24 protein-coding genes are annotated in these 20,179 nt (G+C 68.0%); 7 read left to right on the forward strand and 17 right to left on the reverse strand.

All coding sequences use genetic code 11. The annotated features are described in order from the left end of the window. Window positions 1–4: 4 nt before the first annotated feature. Genes AC3A6F_RS02450 through fliE form a run of 17 tightly spaced genes read right to left on the reverse strand, consistent with a single transcriptional unit; the run spans window position 5 to window position 13,506 of the window. On the reverse strand, window positions 5–766 hold the full coding sequence (locus AC3A6F_RS02450) for a glycoside hydrolase family 73 protein (RefSeq protein ID WP_487678367.1): 762 nt from the start codon (window positions 764–766) through the stop codon (window positions 5–7). After that, window positions 753–1,181, reverse strand: coding sequence for a flagellar export chaperone FlgN (gene flgN / locus AC3A6F_RS02455; protein WP_487678368.1), 429 nt, complete (start codon window positions 1,179–1,181; stop codon window positions 753–755). Before flgN ends, AC3A6F_RS02450 begins: the two co-directional genes overlap by 14 nt. Before the next feature lie 2 nt (window positions 1,182–1,183). Further along, window positions 1,184–1,447, reverse strand: coding sequence for a flagellar biosynthesis anti-sigma factor FlgM (flgM, locus tag AC3A6F_RS02460; protein ID WP_487678369.1), 264 nt, complete (start codon window positions 1,445–1,447; stop codon window positions 1,184–1,186). Window positions 1,448–1,476: 29 nt separating this feature from the next. Next, window positions 1,477–2,424 carry a flagellar motor protein MotB gene (locus AC3A6F_RS02465; RefSeq protein WP_487678370.1) on the reverse strand — a complete coding sequence of 316 codons (948 nt, stop codon included), beginning with the start codon at window positions 2,422–2,424 and terminating at the stop codon, window positions 1,477–1,479. Window positions 2,425–2,427: 3 nt separating this feature from the next. Beyond that, entirely contained in the window at window positions 2,428–3,339 is a 912-nt protein-coding gene (gene motA, locus AC3A6F_RS02470; protein ID WP_487678371.1) for a flagellar motor stator protein MotA, read from the reverse strand. A 31-nt stretch (window positions 3,340–3,370) separates the two neighbouring features. Further along, window positions 3,371–4,111, reverse strand: coding sequence for a FliA/WhiG family RNA polymerase sigma factor (locus AC3A6F_RS02475; protein ID WP_487678372.1), 741 nt, complete (start codon window positions 4,109–4,111; stop codon window positions 3,371–3,373). A gap of 22 nt (window positions 4,112–4,133) precedes the next feature. Further along, entirely contained in the window at window positions 4,134–4,586 is a 453-nt protein-coding gene (locus tag AC3A6F_RS02480) for a flagellar basal body-associated FliL family protein (RefSeq protein WP_487678373.1), read from the reverse strand. A gap of 3 nt (window positions 4,587–4,589) precedes the next feature. Then, window positions 4,590–5,798: a flagellar hook-length control protein FliK gene (locus AC3A6F_RS02485; RefSeq protein WP_487678374.1), complete on the reverse strand. Its 1,209-nt coding sequence runs from the start codon at window positions 5,796–5,798 to the stop codon at window positions 4,590–4,592. Window positions 5,799–5,806: 8 nt separating this feature from the next. Further along, window positions 5,807–6,124 (reverse strand): hypothetical protein, encoded by a 318-nt coding sequence (locus AC3A6F_RS02490; protein ID WP_487678375.1) that lies wholly within the window; start codon window positions 6,122–6,124, stop codon window positions 5,807–5,809. Further along, the gene (fliS, locus tag AC3A6F_RS02495; RefSeq protein ID WP_320473428.1) at window positions 6,117–6,506 is read right to left on the reverse strand and encodes a flagellar export chaperone FliS; all 390 of its coding nucleotides are present in this window, start codon (window positions 6,504–6,506) and stop codon (window positions 6,117–6,119) included. The genes AC3A6F_RS02490 and fliS overlap by 8 nt, the downstream gene beginning before the upstream one ends. 15 nt (window positions 6,507–6,521) lie before the next feature. Further along, window positions 6,522–7,916, reverse strand: a complete 1,395-nt coding sequence (gene fliD, locus AC3A6F_RS02500; RefSeq protein ID WP_487678376.1) for a flagellar filament capping protein FliD — start codon at window positions 7,914–7,916, stop codon at window positions 6,522–6,524. 32 nt (window positions 7,917–7,948) lie between these two features. After that, the gene (locus tag AC3A6F_RS02505) at window positions 7,949–8,440 is read right to left on the reverse strand and encodes a flagellar export protein FliJ (RefSeq protein WP_487678377.1); all 492 of its coding nucleotides are present in this window, start codon (window positions 8,438–8,440) and stop codon (window positions 7,949–7,951) included. Continuing rightward, a complete protein-coding gene (gene fliI / locus AC3A6F_RS02510) occupies window positions 8,437–9,753 on the reverse strand; it encodes a flagellar protein export ATPase FliI (protein WP_487678378.1) in 1,317 nt (438 codons plus the stop codon). The genes AC3A6F_RS02505 and fliI overlap by 4 nt, the downstream gene beginning before the upstream one ends. Further along, the gene (gene fliH, locus AC3A6F_RS02515) at window positions 9,750–10,424 is read right to left on the reverse strand and encodes a flagellar assembly protein FliH (RefSeq protein ID WP_487678379.1); all 675 of its coding nucleotides are present in this window, start codon (window positions 10,422–10,424) and stop codon (window positions 9,750–9,752) included. The genes fliI and fliH overlap by 4 nt, the downstream gene beginning before the upstream one ends. Then, the gene (locus tag AC3A6F_RS02520; protein ID WP_487678380.1) at window positions 10,421–11,446 is read right to left on the reverse strand and encodes a FliG C-terminal domain-containing protein; all 1,026 of its coding nucleotides are present in this window, start codon (window positions 11,444–11,446) and stop codon (window positions 10,421–10,423) included. The genes fliH and AC3A6F_RS02520 overlap by 4 nt, the downstream gene beginning before the upstream one ends. Continuing rightward, entirely contained in the window at window positions 11,430–13,130 is a 1,701-nt protein-coding gene (gene fliF / locus AC3A6F_RS02525) for a flagellar basal-body MS-ring/collar protein FliF (RefSeq protein WP_487678382.1), read from the reverse strand. Before fliF ends, AC3A6F_RS02520 begins: the two co-directional genes overlap by 17 nt. Window positions 13,131–13,152: 22 nt before the next feature. Then, window positions 13,153–13,506 (reverse strand): flagellar hook-basal body complex protein FliE, encoded by a 354-nt coding sequence (fliE, locus tag AC3A6F_RS02530; protein WP_487678383.1) that lies wholly within the window; start codon window positions 13,504–13,506, stop codon window positions 13,153–13,155. Window positions 13,507–13,835: 329 nt separating this feature from the next. Here fliE and AC3A6F_RS02535 point away from each other — a divergent pair, with 329 nt between their 5' ends. The 7 genes from AC3A6F_RS02535 to AC3A6F_RS02565 are packed head-to-tail and all read left to right on the forward strand — an operon-like array spanning window position 13,836 to window position 20,178. Then, on the forward strand, window positions 13,836–14,756 hold the full coding sequence (locus AC3A6F_RS02535; RefSeq protein ID WP_487678384.1) for a FliM/FliN family flagellar motor switch protein: 921 nt from the start codon (window positions 13,836–13,838) through the stop codon (window positions 14,754–14,756). 5 nt (window positions 14,757–14,761) lie between these two features. Then, window positions 14,762–15,112 carry a FliM/FliN family flagellar motor switch protein gene (locus tag AC3A6F_RS02540; RefSeq protein ID WP_123069102.1) on the forward strand — a complete coding sequence of 117 codons (351 nt, stop codon included), beginning with the start codon at window positions 14,762–14,764 and terminating at the stop codon, window positions 15,110–15,112. Next, window positions 15,109–15,870, forward strand: coding sequence for a flagellar type III secretion system pore protein FliP (gene fliP / locus AC3A6F_RS02545; protein WP_487678385.1), 762 nt, complete (start codon window positions 15,109–15,111; stop codon window positions 15,868–15,870). The genes AC3A6F_RS02540 and fliP overlap by 4 nt, the downstream gene beginning before the upstream one ends. Before the next feature lie 21 nt (window positions 15,871–15,891). Continuing rightward, a complete protein-coding gene (gene fliQ / locus AC3A6F_RS02550) occupies window positions 15,892–16,161 on the forward strand; it encodes a flagellar biosynthesis protein FliQ (protein ID WP_320473437.1) in 270 nt (89 codons plus the stop codon). Then, window positions 16,162–16,953: a flagellar biosynthetic protein FliR gene (gene fliR, locus AC3A6F_RS02555; RefSeq protein ID WP_487678386.1), complete on the forward strand. Its 792-nt coding sequence runs from the start codon at window positions 16,162–16,164 to the stop codon at window positions 16,951–16,953. Continuing rightward, a complete protein-coding gene (gene flhB / locus AC3A6F_RS02560) occupies window positions 16,943–18,079 on the forward strand; it encodes a flagellar type III secretion system protein FlhB (protein WP_487678387.1) in 1,137 nt (378 codons plus the stop codon). The genes fliR and flhB overlap by 11 nt, the downstream gene beginning before the upstream one ends. Next, window positions 18,076–20,178 carry a flagellar biosynthesis protein FlhA gene (locus AC3A6F_RS02565; protein ID WP_487678388.1) on the forward strand — a complete coding sequence of 701 codons (2,103 nt, stop codon included), beginning with the start codon at window positions 18,076–18,078 and terminating at the stop codon, window positions 20,176–20,178. The genes flhB and AC3A6F_RS02565 overlap by 4 nt, the downstream gene beginning before the upstream one ends. Window position 20,179 lies beyond the last annotated feature (1 nt).

The following is a 20,179-nucleotide window of genomic DNA, read 5'->3' on the forward strand; positions in this document are numbered from 1 at the left end:
GGCTTCACTCCCTGTTCCCCTGCAGGCCGCCCGCGATGCGGGCCAGCTTGGCGGCGTAGCCGGGGTCGGTCGCATAACCGCCGCGCGCCAGGCCCTCGGCGAAGGCCTGGGCATCGCTGCCCGTATTCAGGGCGCCGCGGTAGCGCGGATTGTCCATCAATACCCGGGTGTAGTCCTGGAAGGCGCTGGCCGCGTCCGGATAGGCGCGGAAGCGCTCGCGCGTCTTGAGCGCGGCGCCATTCACGTATTCAGTGGTGCTCGAGTCCCCGGTCGCGCCATTCCAGCCGGCGCCGGCCTTGATCCCGAACAGGTTGTGGCTGCTGGCGCCGTCGGCGGTGCGCAGCGGGCGCTGGCCCCAGCCCGATTCGAGCGCGGCGTGGGCCTGCACCAGTTCGGGCGCCACGCCCAGGCGGTCGGCAGCCTGGCGTGCCCACGGGGCGATGCTGTCCAGGAAAGCCTGCTGCTCGGGCGTGCTGGCGGCCGCGCCGCCGCTGGCCGTGGCCGCATCCACCTGTTCTTCTTCACCCATGATCAGGCCGCTGGCGCGCAGGCGCAACAGGGCGCCTTGTGCAGAGAGGCTGCTGGCCGCGCCGCTGCCGGCGCCGGCATCGCCATGCTGGATGTAGGCGGTCACTTCGCCCTGCAGCTCGCTGAACAGCCGGCCGAAGCTGGCGCCGCCGCCGCCGCCGAGGCCTGCGGTGGGACGGGTAGCGTTCGTTGCCGCGGTCGGCGCCGTCGACGCGATCGACAAATCAGCGTGGCGCATAGATCTCGTCCTCGCCGTGCAGCACGCGCTGCATCACGGAATACTGCTCGGCCAGCAGGCGGCCGTTGCGCGTGGTCGCCTCCTTGCAGGCGCGCACGATGGCTTCCAGTTCGGTCCAGGCGGCGTCGAAGGTCGCGCGCGCGCCGGCAGCCAGGCTGGCGCTGTACTGGGCCATCGAGGCGTCCGGGCCGAGCAGGGCGCGCACCAGCTGCACGCGCTGCTGGCGGCGCGCTTCCATCGCTTCGAGCTGCGGCGCCAGGGCGTCGGCCAGCGCGGTCAGCTCGGCGCTGCGGTGGCGCACGGCGGCCTCGAACTGCTGTTCCAGCAGCGTGTGGATGGTGGCTGCTTCGGCCAGGTCCTTCTGGACGCCTTCGAGCAGCAGCGTATTGGCCTGTTGGCGGGTAAGGGTGGCCATGTTCAGCGTCCTCCGTGGAATTTCTGGATCAGGCCGGCGAGGCGGCCCGGATCGAACGGCAGCTCGCCGCGCGCCAGCGCATCGCGCAGCTCGGCCACGCGGGCGGCGTCGAAATCGGGCATCGCGCGCATCGCTTCGGCGGCCCGCTTCAGCACTTCCGATTGGAGGGCGGCGGACGGCGCGGCCGGCGCCTCGGTCTGCACCGGCACCGACACGGTCTGGGCGCCGATGGTGACGGTGGATACGGACGAGCCGGTGATTTTCATGCGGTTACCTCGGGATTTCGGTTGGATCGTCATGGCGATGTCGGCAGTTGGCCGCGCAGTTGTTCCAGGTCCGCGGCGTCCGGCATGGTGACCGAGGCGCCGCTGCCCAGCGCCGTGCCGTGGCTGCCGGGCGCGCCGAACATATTCGCCACCGCGCGCGACTGTGCGCTGGTCAGGATCAGGAGTTCGATGCGGCGGTTCATGCCGTCGAGCGGGGCTTCCGGATGCAGCGGGCCGCGGTCGGCCATGCCGACTACCTGCAGCACGGTGCTGCTCTGCATGCCGCCGGTGAGTAGCTGGGCGCGCGCGGCCAGCGCGCGGTCGGTCGACAGCGCCCAGTTCGAATAGCCGCCCTTGTCGATGCCGGCGTAGCGGCTGGAATCGGTATGGCCGATGATCAGCATCTGGTTGCGCATCTGGGCGAACAGCGGACCCATCTTTTGCAGCAGGCGCGCGAAGCGGCCGGTGGGCAGCGCGCTGCCGCGCATGAACATGCCCTGTTTATCGGTGTCGTGCAGCATCACGCGCAGGCCGTAGGGCGTGACCACGGTGGACAGGTTCGAGGCCAGGCCGGCGCTCTCCGACAGCTCGGTCAGGGCCTTCGACAGGGCGGCCAGGTCGGCCGGGGTCTCGTAGGCGGTGCGCGGGGCGCTCGGGCTGCCCGGGTTGCTGGTGCCGGCATTGCCGGTGCGCGGGACTTCGAAGCGCTCGATCAGGCTGCCGCTCGGCTCGGTGGCGATGGCCGGTTTCTGGCCCTGGCCCTCGAGCATGCCGGAGTCGGTTGCGTCGCGCACGATCGCCTTCAGGTTCTGCTGCTCGCGAGCGGCGATCAGCCACAGCACCAGGAACAGCGCCATCAAAGCCAGGCAGAAGTCGGCGAACGCGACTTTCCAGGCGCCGCCGTGTTCGTCGTGCTGGTGCTTGCCGCCGCCGCGCTTGACGATGGTCGATTCGTGCTTGTCGTTCGGTTTCGACACGTGTTACCCCGTCATGCGGTCGCTGCCGCGGCGCCGCTTGTTCTGCGATTCGTCTTCGCCGCCCATGGCGTTGATCCACTGTTCGAGCTGGGCGAAGCTGGGCTTGGTATTGAGCTGGATCAGGCGCCGGCCGGCGTCGATCGCCAGCAGGGCCGGCTTGCCCGCGACGTGGGTGCACAGCACGACCTTGACGGTCTCCATGGTCGAGGCGTCCGAATTGACGGTCTGCTTCATCAGGTTGGCCAGCGGCTCGAGCACGCCATAGCAGAAGAAGATGCCGATGAAGGTGCCGACCATGGCCGCGCCCACTTTCTCGGCGATCTCGCCCGAATCGGCGCCGCCCGAGACCGAGTACATGGCCATCACGATGCCCAGCACCGCGGCCAGGATGCCGAAGCCCGGCATCGCTTCGGCGATCTTCTGCAGCGACTTCGACGGCTGGGTCAGCTCTTCGTGGATGGCTTCCAGCTCTTGCTCCAGCACGCCTTCCAGTTCGTGGGCGTTGATCTTGCCCATGGCCATCAGGCGGAAGTTGTCGACGATGAAGGCCAAGAGCTTCGGCTCGTCCAGGATCGCCGGATAGCGCTGGAACAGCGGGCTTTCGGCGGGCGCCTCGACGTGGGCGTCGAGCGCCTTCAGGCCGCCGGCGGCGGTCTGCAGCAGTTCGTACATCAGGAGCAGCAGCTGGCGCTGGAACTCCGAGTCGTGCTTCTTGCGCGCCGCGACCTTCTTGAGCTGGTGGCCCATTTCGGACAGCACGTGGCGCGGATTGCCCAGCACCAGCGCCCCGAAGGCGGCGCCGCCGATGATCAGGATCTCGATCGGGTGGAAGATCGAGGCGAAGGTGCCGCCCATCATGGTGAATCCACCGAAGATGGCGCCGAGCACGATGGCGATACCGAGTAGTTGCTGCATGACGTAGGGCCTTTTTTCTTTGTAATTCGGTTCAGTCGCGCTGCAGCGCGGCCTTCATCTTGGCCAGCGCGCTCTTGTTGAGCTGGCAGACGCGGGCGTCGGACAGGTCGAGCACGGCGGCGATTTCCTTGTAGCTCAGTTCGAACTCGTAGATCATCTGGATCACGCGCTGCTCCTTCTCGTTGAGGGCGGACAGCACCTGCTCCAGGCTGCGCCGCACCATGAACTGTTCTTCGGGGCCTGGGGTGTGCTGGGCTTCGCCGACCGCTTCCTGCAATACTTCATCGAAGCTCAGCATTTCCTCGGCGCTGTCGTCGAGCAGATACTGTTGATACTGTTCCGCGGACAGGCCCAGGGCCTCGGCCGCTTCCTTCTCGTTTGGCTCGCGCCCCAGGCTGCGGGTCAGCGCGCGCAGGGCATCGCGCTGGCGATGGCTTTCCTGGCGCACCGCGCGCGGACGCCAGTCCTGGCGCCGCAGCTCGTCGAGGATGGCGCCGCGCACGCGCAGCGCCGCATAGCTCGAAAAGCCGGTGTCGGGCTGGCCGTAGCGGCGCAGCGCTTCGAGCAGGCCCATCAGGCCGATCTGTTCCATGTCCTCGCGCCCGAGCGCCCCCGAGACCTGGCTGCCGAGCTGGCGCGCGATGCGCTTGACCAGCGGCGCATAGGCCAGCAGGTGGCGCCCCTCGTCCTGTGCGCTCATGCCGGCGCTGGTCGCCGCATCGCCGTAGTCGGCGGCGGCGGCAACGTCGAGGTAGTCGCTCATATAGGCCATGTGGTCACCAGGCGGGTTCTCGTCACTCGATGATCAGCTTGCCGACCATGACTTCGGAAAACGGCTTCACGTGGTTTTCCTTTTCATAGTTGGCGTTGAACACCTTGTTCAGCTCGGCGGCGTACTGGTCGACCGACATGCTTGAGGCTTCGGCCAGAGTGCGCGCGGACAGCGCCGACACGGCGATGCTGCGCAGCAGCGGCAGCTGTTCCTTGGCTTCCTTCTCCTCGGCCGGGGTGGTGGCCAGCACCAGGTCGACCGACAGGTAGTGCGCGGCCTGCTCGTTCGGCGCGCGGCGCAGCATGACGATCACCTTGTCCAGGGTGACGTACTTGGTCAGCTTCTTCTCCGGGGCGGGCTTGGCGGCGGCGGCGCCGGCGGCGGGGGCCGGGTTCATATACCACATGGCGCCGCCGGCGGCTGCTGCGGCGGCGACGGCCACGCCGGCGAATGCGATGATCAGTTTTGCTTTCATGGTCTAGTCGCGGTCATTCATCGAAAACAGGGAACCGGCGTCGCCGGCATCGTTCAGGGCCAGGCCGGGTGTGCGCTGGCGCTGTTGCTGCTCTTCCTGCCGGCCGCGGCCCTGGGCGTCGGCGCCCGGCTGGTTGGATGGCTGGTTGCCGGCCTGGGCGGTGGATTGGGCGCGCGGGGTCTCGCTCACATTGACCGAGACGTTGCTGTACTGGCGTCCGGCCAGGTCGTTGCGCAGGTTGTCGCTGACCGTGTTCAGCTGGCGCAGCACTTCGGTATTGGTGGCGGCGATGTGCACTTCCAGGTTGCCGCCGCTGTGGCGGATCGAGATGTCGATCCGGCCCAGCATCGGCGGCTCGAGGCGGATCGTGGCCTGCTCCGCGCCGCGGCCGAGCTGCACCTGAAGGCGGTCGCCCAGCGCTTCCTGCAGGGTCTGGCGCCAGGCGGTCGGCGGACCGGCGAGGACCACGCTGCCGGCGCTGCGCGCGGCGGCCGGCTGGCTCGGGGCGCTCACGCCGGCGGCGGCGGTCGGCGCCGTGTCGGCGCCATCGCGTGGAGCGTCGGCGGCCAGCGCGTTCGATGCGGCCGGGACCGCTGCCGGTGCTGTTGCCGGCATGGCCTGGGCGGCGGCGTCGGCGCGTGGCGCGACCGGCGCTGCCGGTGCGGCCGCCAGCGGCACGACCGGCGCTTCCGGCGCGGCGCGGGTGGCGACCGCGGGCTGGGCCTCGAGCGCCGCGACCGCATCGGTCACGGCGGCCACGGCGGCGGGGGCGGTGGCCGGCGCCGTGCCGCTGTCGTTGGCGGCCGGCTTGGCGCCCGGCATCGCCATCATCATGGCCGGCAGCGCGGCCGGCGCGACCTGCGGCGTCATCGCGGCCAGCGCGGCGTCGATGACCACGGCCTGCTCGGCGACGAGAGTGTCTTCCTGCTGCTCGGTCGGGCTGTCCTCAGGCGTGGTCTCGGGCGCGGCGGCGTCGCTTGGGGCGGCCGCGTCGGCTGCCGGCAGGGCGTCGTCGGCAGCGATCCAGTGCTGGAACGGCAGCACCTGGGCGGCCGGCGGCGGTAGGGCCGCGCCAGCACCCGGCGCCAGCGCCGTCACCGGCGCTGCGGTGTCCGCCGGAGCCGCCGTAGCTGCGTTGAGCGGCGCGCCGTTGACGGCGGCCCTGGCGGCGCTATTGCCGACCGCATTCATGGCATTCATCGCGCTATTCATGGAGAAGTTCATTGTGTGATGCTGCCCGGTTCGAGTTCGCCCGCGAGGGCATAGGCCATGCGGCCTTCCTTGTTGTCGTGCAAATCGCCCAGCAGTTCCTGCAGGCCGGCGGCGGCTTCGGCGCTGGCCTGGGCGGCGCCATCGTGCGCCGCGCGCAGGCCGGCCAGGGCCGCGCGTTCGCGCGCGCTCCAGGCGCCGCGCTCGGCCAGCGCCTGGATCTGGGGCCCGAGCTCGCGCACGGCCAGTCCCAGCAGGTCCCAGTCGGCGCGTGCGCTGGCATCGCGCAGGCGCGCCGCCAGGCGCTCGATGACGGGCGTCCTATCCATTGCGTTCCTGTACGCCTTTCCAGCCCTGGCGGATGGTGGTCAGGATCTGCACCACCTCGTCCACCATGACCGGATCGAGCTTGATGCTGGCGCCATGCAGGCGCGTGGCGCAGAACTCGTAGATAGTGGCCAGGTTGGCGACGGTCTCGCCGCCGCTCTCGAAGTCGAGCGAGCTCGACAAGCCGTTGATGATCTCGACGCACTTGTCGATGCTTTTCGCCTTGGCTTCGTAGCGGCGCGCGACGATGTGGGCGCGTGCGCGCGCCAGTTCGTCGAGCAGGCCGTCGGTGAGCAGCAGCACCAGCTCGACCGGCGAGGCGCGCGAGGTCTGCGCGTCCAGGTTGACGGCGTGGTAGCTGCCGTAGGCTTCCTGATAGGACATGATGGTCGGGCTTTCTTAATCCTTGTCGTTGCCGAACAGGGCATCGAACAAGGAGACGTTATAGTTCATCAAACCCTGCATGGTCTGCAGGTCGGTGAACTGTTTCAGGTAGCGGTCGTAGGCGGAGCGATGCTGCTGGTCGAGCAGCGACTGCTTGTCCGTCAGCCGGGTCTGCAGGGTGCCGTTCTGTTCGCGGCGCTGCTTGATCTGGCCGTCGACGCCGTTGCTCCAGGATTTCAGGTACTTGTCCAGCTCGCCTGCCACGCCGGTCGGGTTCGAGGCCGAGGCCACGCCGATCACCGCGTCCAGCCCGTTCGGGTTGCGCGCCAGCTGGGCCAGCAGGCGGTCGGCGTTCAGCTCAAGCGTGCCGCTGCGGTTGGCAATGATGCCGAAAGTGGCCAGCGAGTCGCCGCTACCGGGACGCAAGAGGGCGGTCAGGCGGTCGTTCAGCGCGCGCACGCCGCCGTCGCTGGCGAAGGCGCCGTCGTCCGCCTTGGTGGCCGGGTCGTTGCCCGAGGTCAGCTTGGTCAGGGTGGTCCGGAGCTTGTTGAAGGCGTCGACGAAGGCCTGCACATTGGCGGTGGTGGCCTTGTCGTCCGGCCCCACGGTCAGGGTCACCGGCGCCTCGCCGCTGGCCTGGGCCTTGGTGAAGGTCATCTTGACGCCGTCGATGGCGGTGAAGGTATTGCTGGCCTGGGTGATCACGGTGCCGGTCTCGGAACCGACGCGGATCTCGGCGTCCTGGGCCAGCGACAGCACGCGGCGGCGCGCCGGGTTGGCATTCGCGGCGGCCAGGCTGGACGTGCCGGTGAGCTGGCTGGTGTCGAGCGTGAGCGCGGTGTTGGCGCCGGTTTCCTTGGAGGTCAGCACCAGTTCCGAGGTGCCGTTGGTGTTGACGATCGAGGCGGTGACTTTGCCGCCGTTGTTGGCCGCGGCATTGATCGCGGCGGCGATTTCACGCGGGGTCAGGGTGCCGTTGCCGTCGGCGTCGGCGCTGGCCATGTTCACTTCGAAGGCTGCGGCGCCGCCCATGTTGACGGTCAGCTTGCCGCCCACCCCGGTGCTGTCGGTCAGGCCGGTGTACGACACCTGGCTGGGCGCGGCCAACTGCTTGACGAAGAAGGAATAGGTGCCGGCCGCCGCGGTCGAGGTGGCGCTCGCGCTGCCCAGGGTGGTGTCGCCGAGGACCGCCGACTGCGCGTACATGGTCTTGTTCAGGCCAGTGAGCGAGGCCAGGCTGGCCTGGAATGCGGACAGGGCCGAGCTCAGGTCGGCCAGGCCCTTCTCGGTGGCGTTGGCGGCCGCCTTCTGGGCCGTCAGGATGGCCTGGCGCGAGGCGATGTACTTGTCGGCCAGGTCGTTCGCGGTCGGAATCGGATCGTAGGTTGGGGCGCTGATTGCTGTTGCCATGAATTGCTCCTTGGTTTATTTGTATGCTTGGCTCAAGCCGCGGCCTGGCCGCCCGTTTTTCCGGCCATCCATGCTTGGGTGGCGATATCGTCTTCGCGCTTTCTGGTGACGCGTTCCTTGTCCGCCGCATGCGCATCCTGCTCGCGCACCAGCACCTTGCCCAGCAGCTCGCGCCGGACCCAGGCGTCCTTCAGGCGGCCCTGCGCCACCGCCATATTCGCCTCGTGCAGCGACAGGTCGGTGCGGTGGCTGTCTGCCAGCGCCAGCACGCCCTGCTTGTAGGCGCCGCAGTTCAGCGCCAGCGCCGGCGACAGCAGCGGTGTGGCGCCGCTGGCGCCGTTCGCGCCGCGCGCATTGCCCGAGGCGCCGCTGCCTTCGGCCAGCGCGGCCAGCCGGTCCAGGTTGTTCTGGTAGCGCAACCGGGTCGCTTCCTGGCTGGCCAGGTCGGCTTGCAGGCGGTCGACCTGGGTCGAACGCAGTTGCACCAGGGTGCCGATGCTGCGGATCGTGTGTTCTCGCTTCATTCCATCATCGCTTTCAGGGCATCGACACAGCCGTCCATGGGGGCTTCCTCGCGCGTTCCCTGGCACAGGAAGGCTTCGATCTGCGGCTGCAGCTGCACCGCGCGGTCGGTCTCGGGATCGGCGCCCGGCACATAGGCGCCGAGCGGGATCAGGTCGCGCACGCGCGCATGGCGCGCCATCGCGGCCTTCAGCTTGCGCGCGGCCAGCGCGTGTTCCTGCGGCACCACCTGCGCCATGCAGCGCGAGATCGACTGGGCGACGTCGATCGCCGGGTAATGGCCGCGCTCGGCCAGTTCGCGCGTGAGCACGATGTGGCCGTCGAGGATCGCGCGCGCCGAGTCGACCACCGGGTCCTGCTGGTCGTCGCCTTCGGCCAGCACCGTGTAGATGGCGCTCATGCTGCCTTGCGCTCGTTCGCCATTGCCGGCCGATTCGACCAATTGGGGCATGTTCGAGAACACCGACGGCGGATAGCCACGCGTGGCCGGCGGCTCGCCCAGCGACAGCGCCACTTCGCGCAATGCCATCGCGTAGCGGGTCAGCGAATCGCACAGCAGCAGCACGTTCTGGCCGCGGTCGCGGAAATGGGCCGCGACCGCATGGCACATCTCGGTCGCCATCACCCGCATCAGGGGGCTTTCGTCGGCCGGCGCCACCACCAGCACAGCGCGCTTGAGGCCGTCGGGGCCGAGCGAGCGCTCGACGAATTCGCGCACCTCGCGGTTACGTTCGCCAATCAGGCCGACCACGATCACGTCGGCCACGGTCTGGCGCGTGATCAGGCCCAGCAGCACCGACTTGCCGACGCCGGAACCGGCCATCAGGCCGACGCGCTGGCCCTTGCCGATGGTGAGCATGGCGTTGATGGCGCGCACGCCGACGTCGAGCGGTTCCTCGACCGGCGCCTTCTTCAGGGGATTGACGCGCGGCGGGGTGGTCGACAATGGCTGGTCGCCGCCGAGGCGGCCCAGGCCGTCGATCGGTTCGCCCAGGCCGTTGACCATGCGGCCCAGCCAGGAAGGGCCGATCATCAGCTCGCTCTTGTCCGGCGTGGGCAGCACGCGCGCGCCGGTCGACAGGCCGGTCGCCTTCTTGAACGGCATCAGGTAAGACACCTTGTCGCGAAAGCCCACCACCTGGGCGTCGAGCCACTCGCCGTCGACGGTCTCGATGCGGCAGCGCTGGCCCGTATGCAGGCGGCAGCCGACCGACTCCAGCAGCAGCCCCTGGGCGCCGACCAGGCGCCCGGTCGGCGTCGCCACCGGCACCGCGCCGATGTCGACCGCGCGCAAGGAATCGGCCAGCGCCATCATGCTGCGGGCTCTTCCGTCATGAGCTGGTCGTGGACCTGCTCCATCACCGCCTTCAGGCGGCCTTGGCAGCCGGCGTCGACTTCATTGTCGCCGGAGCGCACGCGGCACTCGCCAGGCTCCAGCGCTGGGTCAGGCAGCAGGGTCCAGGTGCGTGCGCGTTTGGGATCGAGTTCCTGCACCCGGCGCAGTTCTTCGGGATTCATGAACACTTCGACTTCCTCGCGTGACGGCGGCATCACCGACAGCGCTTCTTCGACCAGGGCCAGCAACTGGACGGGCTGCAACGCCAGCTCGGCGCGGATCACCTGGCGCGCGATCTTGCCGACCAGTTCGACCACTTCGTTGCGCTGGGCCGCGCGCAGGTCGGCCTTGAGCTGTCCGAGGCTTTCCAGGATGGCGTCGACCGGGCGCGCCAGTTCGTCGAAACGGGCCAGCGCGGCGGCGCGGCCTTCTTCCTGTCCCAGTTCGCGGCCCTCGGCCTCACCGCGCGGATAGCCTTCGGCGCGGCCCTGGTCGAGGCCGGCCTCATAGCCTTCGCGCTGTCCCTGGCGGTAGCCGTCGGCCAACGCGCTCTGCCATTCCTCGGTCGAGCCGACGCCGTCCGAGCCAGTCGGACGCGCCTTGCTGACCTGGTGCAGCGGCGGGAAGTGGAAAGACCTGAACGGTTTCATTCGGCGGTCGCCTCGGCAAACAGCTGGATGTCGATTTCGCCGGCATCGGCCAGTTCCTTGACGGTGGCCATGATCTCGCGCCGGGTCTGCTCGATGCGCGACATCGGGACCGGGCCCGAACGGCGCATCAGGTCTTCGAAGCTCTGGGCCTGGCGGCGCGGCATGGCGGCCAGGATGGCGTCGCGCAGCGGCGCTTCGGCGCCCTTGAGCGCGATCGCCCACTGTTCCAGCGGCACGTCGTCGAGCAGGCGGGTGATGACCTGTTCGGTCTGGCGCGACAGGATGAAGAAGTCGTACATCGACATCTCGATCTGCGACACCACCTCGGGATCGTGGGCGCGCAGCAGTTCGACCATGCCGGCGCGGTTGTCCTGCAGGCGGTTGAGGATGTCGGCGACCTGGCGTACGCCCTCGACGCTGGCGCTTTGCGTATCGAGCGCGGCCAGGCAGCGGTTGACCAGTTCTTCGAGTTCGTGCAGCACGTCGCGGTCGATCTCGTCGAGGCGGGCCATGTTCAGCAAGACCAATTCCCGACCCTCGACCGGCAGCGCCTCCAGGATCTGGGACGCCAGCGCCGGCGGCAGGAAGGCCAGGAACACGGCCTGCATCTGCACGTGCTCGGAAGAGACGAATTCGGCCAGCCAGCGCGGCGAAGCGTACTGCAGGCGCGCCATCATCGGGCGGATCGCGTCGCCATAGATCGTGTTGAGCACGCTGTTGGCGATGTCGCTGCCCAGCGCCAGGTCGAGCGAGCGCTTGAGGTAGCTGCGCGAGGCGCCGTGCAGGCCGCTTTGCTGGCGGTAGTCGTCGAAGAAGGACTGGAGCGCTGACCGGACGGCGTCGACCTTGATGCCGCTCATGCGCGACATCACCTGGGTCAGTTCCATCAGTTCGTCGCGCTCGAGGCAGCGCAGCACGGCGGCCGCCTGCTCCTCGCCGATCGACAGCAGCACGATGGCGGCCTGTTCGACCGAGGTCAGGGCGACGTCGTCGTCGTCCTCAAAATTATTCTGGTCGGCCATGTTTTTTCTGTACCCATTGTTTGACGACTTCGGCAACGCGCTCAGGCTCCTTGCCGGCCAGGACTTTCAAGTGATCGACCATGACGTCGACCGCCGAACCGCTCGGCGGCAGGTCGTAGTTTTCCAGCAGCGGCACCACGGCGCCGGGGCGGGCGGCCGCGGCTACGCCGTCCGGCGCGCCGAGGGCGGCCACGCCGGCCGGCAGGGCCTCGGCCGCATCGGCTGCCGCCGATGCCCCGCCCGGCAGGGCCGGGGTGGCCGGCGCCAGCGGCGGTTGCTGCGGCGCCAGGCGCGTGGTGACGGCGCGCAGCAGCGGGCGGGCCAGCAGGAAGTAGGCCAGCAGCGCGCCCAGCGCCCACAGGGCGTAGGTGGTCATGTCGACCACGTTGTCGCGTTCTTGCCACCATTCCTGGGCCACCGGCGCGGCCGGGAATTTCAGGCTCGACACGGCCAGCACGTCGCCGCGCGCGGCGTCGATGCCCAGGCCGCCGGCCAGGATCTTCTCGATATTGGCCAGCTCGGCCGGGGTCCAGGCCTGGCCGTTGGCGGCGCTGGCGTTATTCAGCACCACCGCCACCGACAGCTTCTTCAGGCGGCCGCGCTCGCGCTTGATCTGGGTGATCGCGCGGTCATAGGCGTACTGGCGGGTGGTGGCGTTCTTGCGCGCGCTGCCGTCGTCGTTGTTCTCTTGCGGCGCGTCGCCCTCGGCGCCCGGGGTGGCCGGCACTGGCGGACGGTTCGACAGCGTGCCCGGCACGCCCAGCGCCATGCGGTTCTTTTCCATCTCCTCGCGCATCGCTTCGCTGGTGACCTTCGGCGCTTCGCCGTATTTTTCCTGGGTCTCCTCGATGCGGTCGTTGTCGACCGCGGCGGTGACGCTGAGCTTGTAGTTGTCCACGCCGAGGATCGGCGCCAGCAGGTCGTTGACGTTGGCGCGCACTTCGTCGGTGTAGCGCTTGGAGGCGGCGTCGCCCTGGGTCGCGCCCTCGAAGCCGTCGGCCAGGTCGACCCGCGCCGACAGCAGGTTGCCGGCCTGGTCGACCAGCGACACACGTTGCGGCTTCAGGCCCGGCACGCTGCCCGAGACCAGGTTGACGACGGCGGCCACCTGCTCGTTCGACAGCGCACGGCCCGGCTTGACGGTGACCATCACCGAGGCCGAGTTGCCGTCGGTATTGGCGGTGACGAAGGAGCTGGTCTTGGCGATCGCCAGGTGAACCCGGGCGGAAGCGATGGCGTCCATGGTCAGGATGCTTTGCGCCAGCTCGCCTTCCAGGCCGCGCCGGAAGCGCACGTCCTGCACGAATTGCGACACGCCCAGCGGGTCGGAGCGGTCCATCAGTTCCAGGCCGGCCGGCAGTTGGGCGGTCACGCCCTTGGCGGCCAGCAGCATGCGCACCTTGCCCAGCGCCTCGGCGGGCACCATCACCTGGCCGCTTTCCGGATGGACGCGATAGGGAATCTGCTCGGCTTCGAGCACCGTCATCATGTCGGCGGCGACGACTTTCTCGCGCGCGCCGAACACCGGCTTGTAGCTGGACTGGTCCTGCCACAGGTACATCATGATGGCGGCGGTGAGCGCCACCGCCAGGCCGAGCATCAGCGGCAGGTTGTTGCGCAGGGCCGGCGGCAGCGAGGGCAGGGCCAGCTTGCCGCCGATGGCGGACTTGAGGGAGGAGATCACGGGATGTCGCTTTTCGAATGGGTCAGACCGGGAGCTTGATCAGTTCGTCGACCGCCGTCATGACCTTGTTGCGAACCTGCATCAGCATCGAAAACGACAGGCTTGCTTGCTGGCTCGCCAGCATGGCGCCGACCAGATCGTCGCTTTTGCCGGCTTCGACCGCGGCCACTTGGGCGCCGGCGGCCTGGTCCTGGGCGTTGACGTTGTCCAGGGCCTGCTTCATGACCTGGGTGAACGAGAAGCCGGCGTCGGCCTGGGTCCCGTGGGCTCCCAGTTCGGCGAAGGAATTGGCGCCGGGGGCGATCGCCAGGCGGTTCGCGTCGTTGGTCAGTTGCGCCAGGTCGGCCCGGATCAGGCCGGCAAGTTCAGTTGCCATCGTGGTTCCCATTTAAAACATTGTTGTTTGAGAGCGACATATAGTTCCCGTTTTTCGTCTTTTTACAACGGTTCTTAGTAAGTAAAACTTGAAAACCGATCAACGAACGAACGTTTGTTTTTGCCGTCTGGCTTCCGTCACACTACTGTTTTTGCCGTTCCCCCCAGAGGAAGCGGGGTCAGTTGTTGCGGTGCGACAGTATGATATTACCGTAGGGCAAGTTGGAAATCAAAGAAGAATGTCAAAGTCTCGCCCGGTCAGTTCCCTGTATAATTGTTGCTGTGGGGAATGAAAAGCTGTCATCGAAACGTAATTTTCAGTCAACAAACATGTCGATTAATCAACCAGATCGTGCACGCGATTTCCAGGTGCTTGATCCCTGCCTGCTGGGACGTCCGGTACACCTGTTGCCGTCCTTCGCGGCACGCCTGGCCGAAGCGCTGGGGGGGGCGATGGCCTCGCCCGGAGGTCGCCGCTACTGGGGCGCATTCCGCCTCGAGAGCCTCGCATTCGAGCGCGCTCCCGACGACCGCAGCCTGCGCTGGCTGGGCGTGAACGGTCCTTATGGTCTGGCCGCGGTCGCATTCGAGCGCGGTTTGCTGCTGGGCCTGCTTGAAGGCCGTTATGCGCGCCGCACCCAGGGCCCGAACGCTGCACTGCAGCGCGACCCCGGCCTCGAGCGCGTAACCGCGACCGAGGAGCGCCTGGGCGCGACCCTGGCCCAGCAAGTGGCGGCGCTGCTCGACGAGAAGGTGGCCGAAGGGCTGCTGGCGGCGGGCGCCGCTGTCGCGGCCGCGCCACAGCTGGCGAAAGCCGGGACCTCGATCGTGCCGGCGGGCGCCCCTGGCAAGGCCGGCTGGGTGATCCGCGTCGTGCTGCGCGCCCAGTATGGCCGGCGCGATACCGACGACCCCAGCGTGGCGGCGCCGGAAGGGCAGCTGTGGATCAGTCCCGACCATGGCCTGATGGCCCACGTGCTGCAGGGCCTGATGGCCGACCGCACTGGCATGCGCGGCGCCGTGCGCATGGCGCGCGAGCCGCTGGCCACACACCTGCAGGTGAAGCTGGAAGGCCGCCTGGTGAGCAAGGAAGTGACCCTGGCCACGCTGTTCGGCCTGAAGGTCGGCGACGTGATCCCGGTCTCGGTCGGCCGCGCCGATGTCTTGCTTGACGATTCCCGCCTGTTCACGGCCGCGGTGGCCGAGCACAAGGGCAAGCTGTGTTTAACCTCATTTGAAGACGCCGAATAATGGACATGAACCTCAACGAGCAACTGGCTGGCGACGTGATCATCGATGATCTGGACGCCGCCGAGCAGGCGACCTCCACGGCCGGCCGCACTGGCGCACGCCAGCTGCCGCAGATGATGCGGCGCATCCCGGTGACCCTGACCCTCGAGGTCGGGTCGGCCCGGGTCTCGCTGCAGGAACTGATGGAGATCCAGCCGTCGTCGGTGCTGCCGCTCGATTCGCTGGCCGGCGAGCCGCTGGTGATCAAGGTCAACGGCACCCCGATCGGGCGCGCCGAGGTGGTGGTCGCGGGCGAGCAGTACGGCCTGAAGGTGATCGACCTGGACGGCCTGAACCTGGACATGCTCGCGCCATGACGCGCGGCGCGCGCGCAGCCGCTGGCGCGCTGCTGCTGTATGGCCTGCTGGCCTCGGCGCCGGCGCTGGCCCAGAACCAGGACCTGCTGGCCGGGGTGATTCCTGGCGCCGACGCCGCCAGTTCCGGGATGAGCGTCAAGTCGCAGATCCTGGTCATCATGACCCTGCTCGGGCTGCTGCCCGTGATGATCATGATGATGACCTGCTTCACCCGCTTCGTGATCGTGCTGTCGCTGCTGCGCCAGGCCCTCGGCCTGCAGCAGGGCCTGCCGACCCGGATCATCACCGGCATCGCCCTGATCCTGACCGTCCTGGTGATGCGTCCGGTCGGCGAGCAGGTCTGGAAAGACGCTTTCCTTCCCTACGACCAGGACCGGATCGGCCTGGAACAGGCGCTGCGCATCGCCGAAGGTCCGATCTCGCGCTTCATGCTGGCCCAGACCAGCAAGGCCTCGCTGACCCAGGTCGCGCGCCTGGCGGGCGAGCCGCTGCACGCCCAGCCGCAGGCGCACAGCTTCCCGGTCAAGCTGGCGGCCTTCGTGCTGTCCGAACTGAAGACCGCGTTCCAGATCGGGGCCATGCTGTTCATCCCGTTCCTGATCATCGACCTGGTGGTGGCATCGGTGCTGATGGCGATGGGCATGATGATGCTGTCGCCGCTGGTGATTTCGCTGCCCTTCAAGCTGCTGCTGTTCGTGCTGGTCGACGGCTGGACGCTCACCGTCAGCACCCTGGTCGGCAGTATCCACGGCTATTAGCGAATCCGGGAGAAACAAGACATGAGTCCCGATATCGCCGTCGACCTGGTGGTCGAGGCCCTGCAGATCGTGATGCTGCTGGTGATGGTGCTGGTCATCCCGGGCCTGCTGATGGGCCTGGTGGTGGCGCTGTTCCAGGCCGCGACCCAGATCAACGAGCAGACCCTGAGCTTCCTGCCGCGCCTGCTGGTGACCTTGCTGGCGGTGATCCTGGCCGGCCACTGGATGACCTCCAAGCTGATGGATTACTGCGTGTCGGTGTTCCAGCGCGCCGCGACCCTGGTGGGTTGAATGGGCATCGAGCTGTTCGGTTTCCTGCTGCCGCTGATCGGCGCCCTGTGGTGGCCGTTCTGCCGCATCATGGCAATGATGGTCACCGCCCCGGTGCTGGGCGACGGCGCGGTCCCGATGCCGGTGCGCGCGCTGCTGGCGCTGGTGCTGTCGTTCCTGATGCTGCCCCTGACCACCCGCGTGGGCGGCGCCATGCCCGATCCGTTCTCGCTGGCCGGCGTGGTCGCGATGTTCGAGCAGGCCGTGATCGGCGGCGTGCTGGGCCTGGCCCTGCAGTTCGCGATGGCGGCGGTGACCATGCTGGGCTTTTTGGCCTCGAGCCAGATCGGCTTTTCGATGGCCCAGATGAACGATCCCGTAAACGGCCAGGTCTCGGACGTGATCTCGGGCCTGATGTCGCTGGTGGCGATGCTGGTGTTCTTCGCCATCGACGGCCACCTGGTGCTGGTGGCGGTGCTGGGCCAGAGCTTCCATGCCTGGCCGGTCGGCTCGGGCTTCCAACCGATGCTGCTCGAGGCGGTGGCGCTGAACGTCGGCTGGGTGTTCTCGGCCGCGATACTGCTGGCGCTGCCGATCGTGTTTTCCACCATCGTGGTGCAGATGGGCTTCGGCTTCCTGAACCGGGTCGCGCCCAGCCTGAACCTGTTCTCGCTGGGCTTCGCCCTGGTGACGATCTTTGGCCTGCTGATGCTGGTGCAGCTGGTGCGCTTCATCCCCGAGCACTATGTCGCGATGACCAACCAGGTGCTCGAGATGATCACCGAGCAGATGAGGATGGCCCGTGGCGGATAACACCAGCGGCGACAAGACCGAAAAGCCCTCAGCCCAGAAGCTCAAGAAGGCGCGCCAGGAAGGGCAGGTGGTGCGCTCGCGCGACCTGGCGACCGCGGTCGGCATCCTGGTCAGCCTCAAGCTGTTCGCGCTGATGGCGCCGACCTACCTGGAAGACATGCGCCACCTGTTCCAGCTGGTGTTCGTGCCGCTGGGCGCCGAGGGCGCCATGGAGAATGCCCTGTCGACCGTGTTCGGCGCCGCGGTGATGCTGCTGGTGCAGATGGTGCTGCCGCTGCTGGCAGTGCCGTTCGCAATCATCCTGGCCGGCGCGGTGCCGGGCGGCCTCATCGCCAGCGGCAAGAACCTGCAGCCGAAGTTCAGCCGCTTCAGCCCCATCACCAACCTGGGCAACCTGTTCAGCCAGAAGCACTGGGTCGGTTTCATCACCTCGTTCGCCAAGGCCATCATGTTGGGCGTGGTGCTGTGGATGGTCTCGCGCGCCAGCATGAAGGCCTACGTCGAGCTGCAGCGCATGCCGCTGGCCGACGCCCTGGCCACCGGCGCCGGCCTGGCCTTCGACGCCCTGATGGCGCTGGTGGCGGTGTTCGTGGTGTTCGCGGTGATCGACGTGCCGGTGCAGCACTACCTGTTCATGCGCAACCAGCGCATGAGCAAGCAGGACATCAAGGATGAACACAAGAGCAACGAGGGCCGGCCCGAGGTCAAGCAGCGCATCCGCCAGCTGCAGCAGCAACTGGCGCGGCGCAGCGTGCGCAGCACGGTGCCGACCGCCGACGTGGTGATCGTCAACCCCGAGCACTATGCGGTGGCGCTGAAGTACGATACCGGGCGCGCCGAGGCGCCGTTCGTGGTGGCCAAGGGCGTCGACGAGATGGCGCTCTACATCCGCCAGGTGGCCAGGGAGAACAACGTCGAGACCCTCACCCTGCCGCCGCTGGCGCGCGCCATCTATAACACCAGCCAGGTGCAGCAGCAGATTCCGGCACAGCTGTACCAGGCGGTGTCGCAGGTGCTGAACTACGTCCTGCAACTGAATGCGTTCCGTACGGGCCGGCGCCAGGCGCCCCCGCGGTTCCCCAACGAGGTGGACGTTCCACCTCACCTGAGCGAGGCAAGAGCATGAACTTTACGAATACCTTCAACGCCTTCGTCAGCGAGCTGCGCAACCACAAGTTCGCGGCCCCGGTGTTCCTGATCGCGCTCCTGGGCATGATCATGCTGCCGCTGCCGCCGGTGCTGCTGGACGTGCTGTTCACCTTCAATATCGTGCTGTCGCTGATCGTGATCCTGGTCGCGGTGACGGCCAGGCGGCCGCTCGACTTCTCGGTGTTCCCGACCGTGATCCTGGGCGCCACCCTGATGCGCCTGGCGCTGAACGTCGCTTCCACGCGCGTCGTGCTGCTGCATGGCCACGAAGGCACGCATGCCGCCGGCCAGGTGATCGAAGCCTTCGGTAACGTCGTCATCGGCGGCAACTTCGTGGTCGGCCTGGTGATCTTCATCATCCTGATGATCGTGAACTTCATCGTCGTGACCAAGGGCGCGGAGCGGATCTCGGAAGTCTCGGCGCGCTTCACGCTCGATGCGTTGCCGGGCAAGCAGATGGCGATCGACGCCGACCTGAACGCGGGCCTGATCAACCAGGAGCAGGCCACCACACGGCGCAAGGACGTCGCCGCCGAAGCCGACTTCTACGGCGCGATGGACGGCGCCTCGAAGTTCGTGCGCGGCGATGCGATCGCGTCGATCCTGATCCTGATCATCAACCTGGTGGGCGGCGTCGCGATCGGCGCGCTGATGTACGACCTGGCCCTGGGCGACGCCTTCCGCGTGTATGCGCTCTTGACCATCGGTGACGGCCTGGTGGCCCAGATCCCGGCGCTGATGCTGTCTGCCGCGGCCGCGATCCTGGTCACCCGCATCGGCGAATCGGGCGACCTCGAACAGCAGGTCGGCAACCAGGTGCTGGCCCAGCCGGGCGTGCTGTATTCGGCGGCCGGCGTCATGCTGCTGATGGCGGTGGTGCCGGGCATGCCTTGGCTGTTCTTCGCGGTGGCGGCGATGGTGCTGGCCTTCGCCGGCTGGAAGGTCGGCCAGCGGGTGCTGGCGCCCGACAATGCCGGGGTGGCCAAGATCGAGGCCGCGCTGCTCGAAGAACGCGTGGTCGACCTCGACTGGCAGGCCTTGCCGGTGGTGGCGCCGGTGACGGTGGCGGTGGGCTACAAGCTGGTCGGCATGCTCGACCGCGCCCAGGGCGAGCCGCTCAACAAGCGCGTCAAGGGCGTACGCCAGAGCCTGTCGGAGCAGATGGGCATGCTGCTGCCGGCGATCGGGGTGCGCGACGACCTGGCGCTGCGCCCCACCCAGTATGCGATCAGCCTGTCGGGCACGGTGGTGGCCGAGGCCGAGGTGATGCCCGACCATCTGCTGGCGATCCCGTCGCCGAACGTGTACGGCGAGCTCGATGGCGTGCCCGGCATCGAGCCGGCCTACGGCATGGCGATCACCTGGATCGCGCCCGACCAGAAAGCGCATGCGCTGGGCCTGGGCTACCAGGTGGTCGAGGTGCCGAGCGCGATCGCGACCCACGTCTCGAAGGTGGTGCGCGAATATCTGCACGAGCTGTTCCGCCACGAGGACGTGCCGGCGATCCTGGAACGCCTGACCGCGCTCTCGCCCAAGCTGGCGGCGGCGCTGGACAAGGCGCTGACCCATACGCAGCTGCTGCGCGTGTTCCGCGTGCTGCTGGCCGAGGGCGTGTCGCTGAAGGACATCGTGGTGATCGCGACGACCCTGCTCGACAGCTCGGAGACGACCAAGGATCCGATCCTGCTGGCGGCCGAGGTGCGCTGCGCGCTGCGGCGCCAGATCGTCTCGACCCTGTTTGGCAAGAAGAAGGACATGCCGGCGTTTAACCTGTCGGCCGAGCTGGAAAACATGCTGCTCGGTTCGCTGAACCAGGCGCGCCAGGCCGGCGGCGGCAAGGTGGTGCTGGATAATTACCCGATCGATCCCCAGCTGCTGTCTCAACTGCAGATTAATATGCCGGTGGCGCGCGAGCAGATGAAGCAGCAGCACACGCCGCCGCTGTTGCTGGTGCTGCCGCAGGTGCGCCCGCTGCTGGCGCGCTATGCGCGCCTGTTCGCGCCGGGCCTGCACGTGCTGTCGTATAACGAGATTCCCGAGAACCGGGATGTGTCGATCGTGGGAACGGTGGGGTAAG

The sequence above is a fragment of the Massilia sp. Soil_C_3 genome (assembly GCF_057657035.1).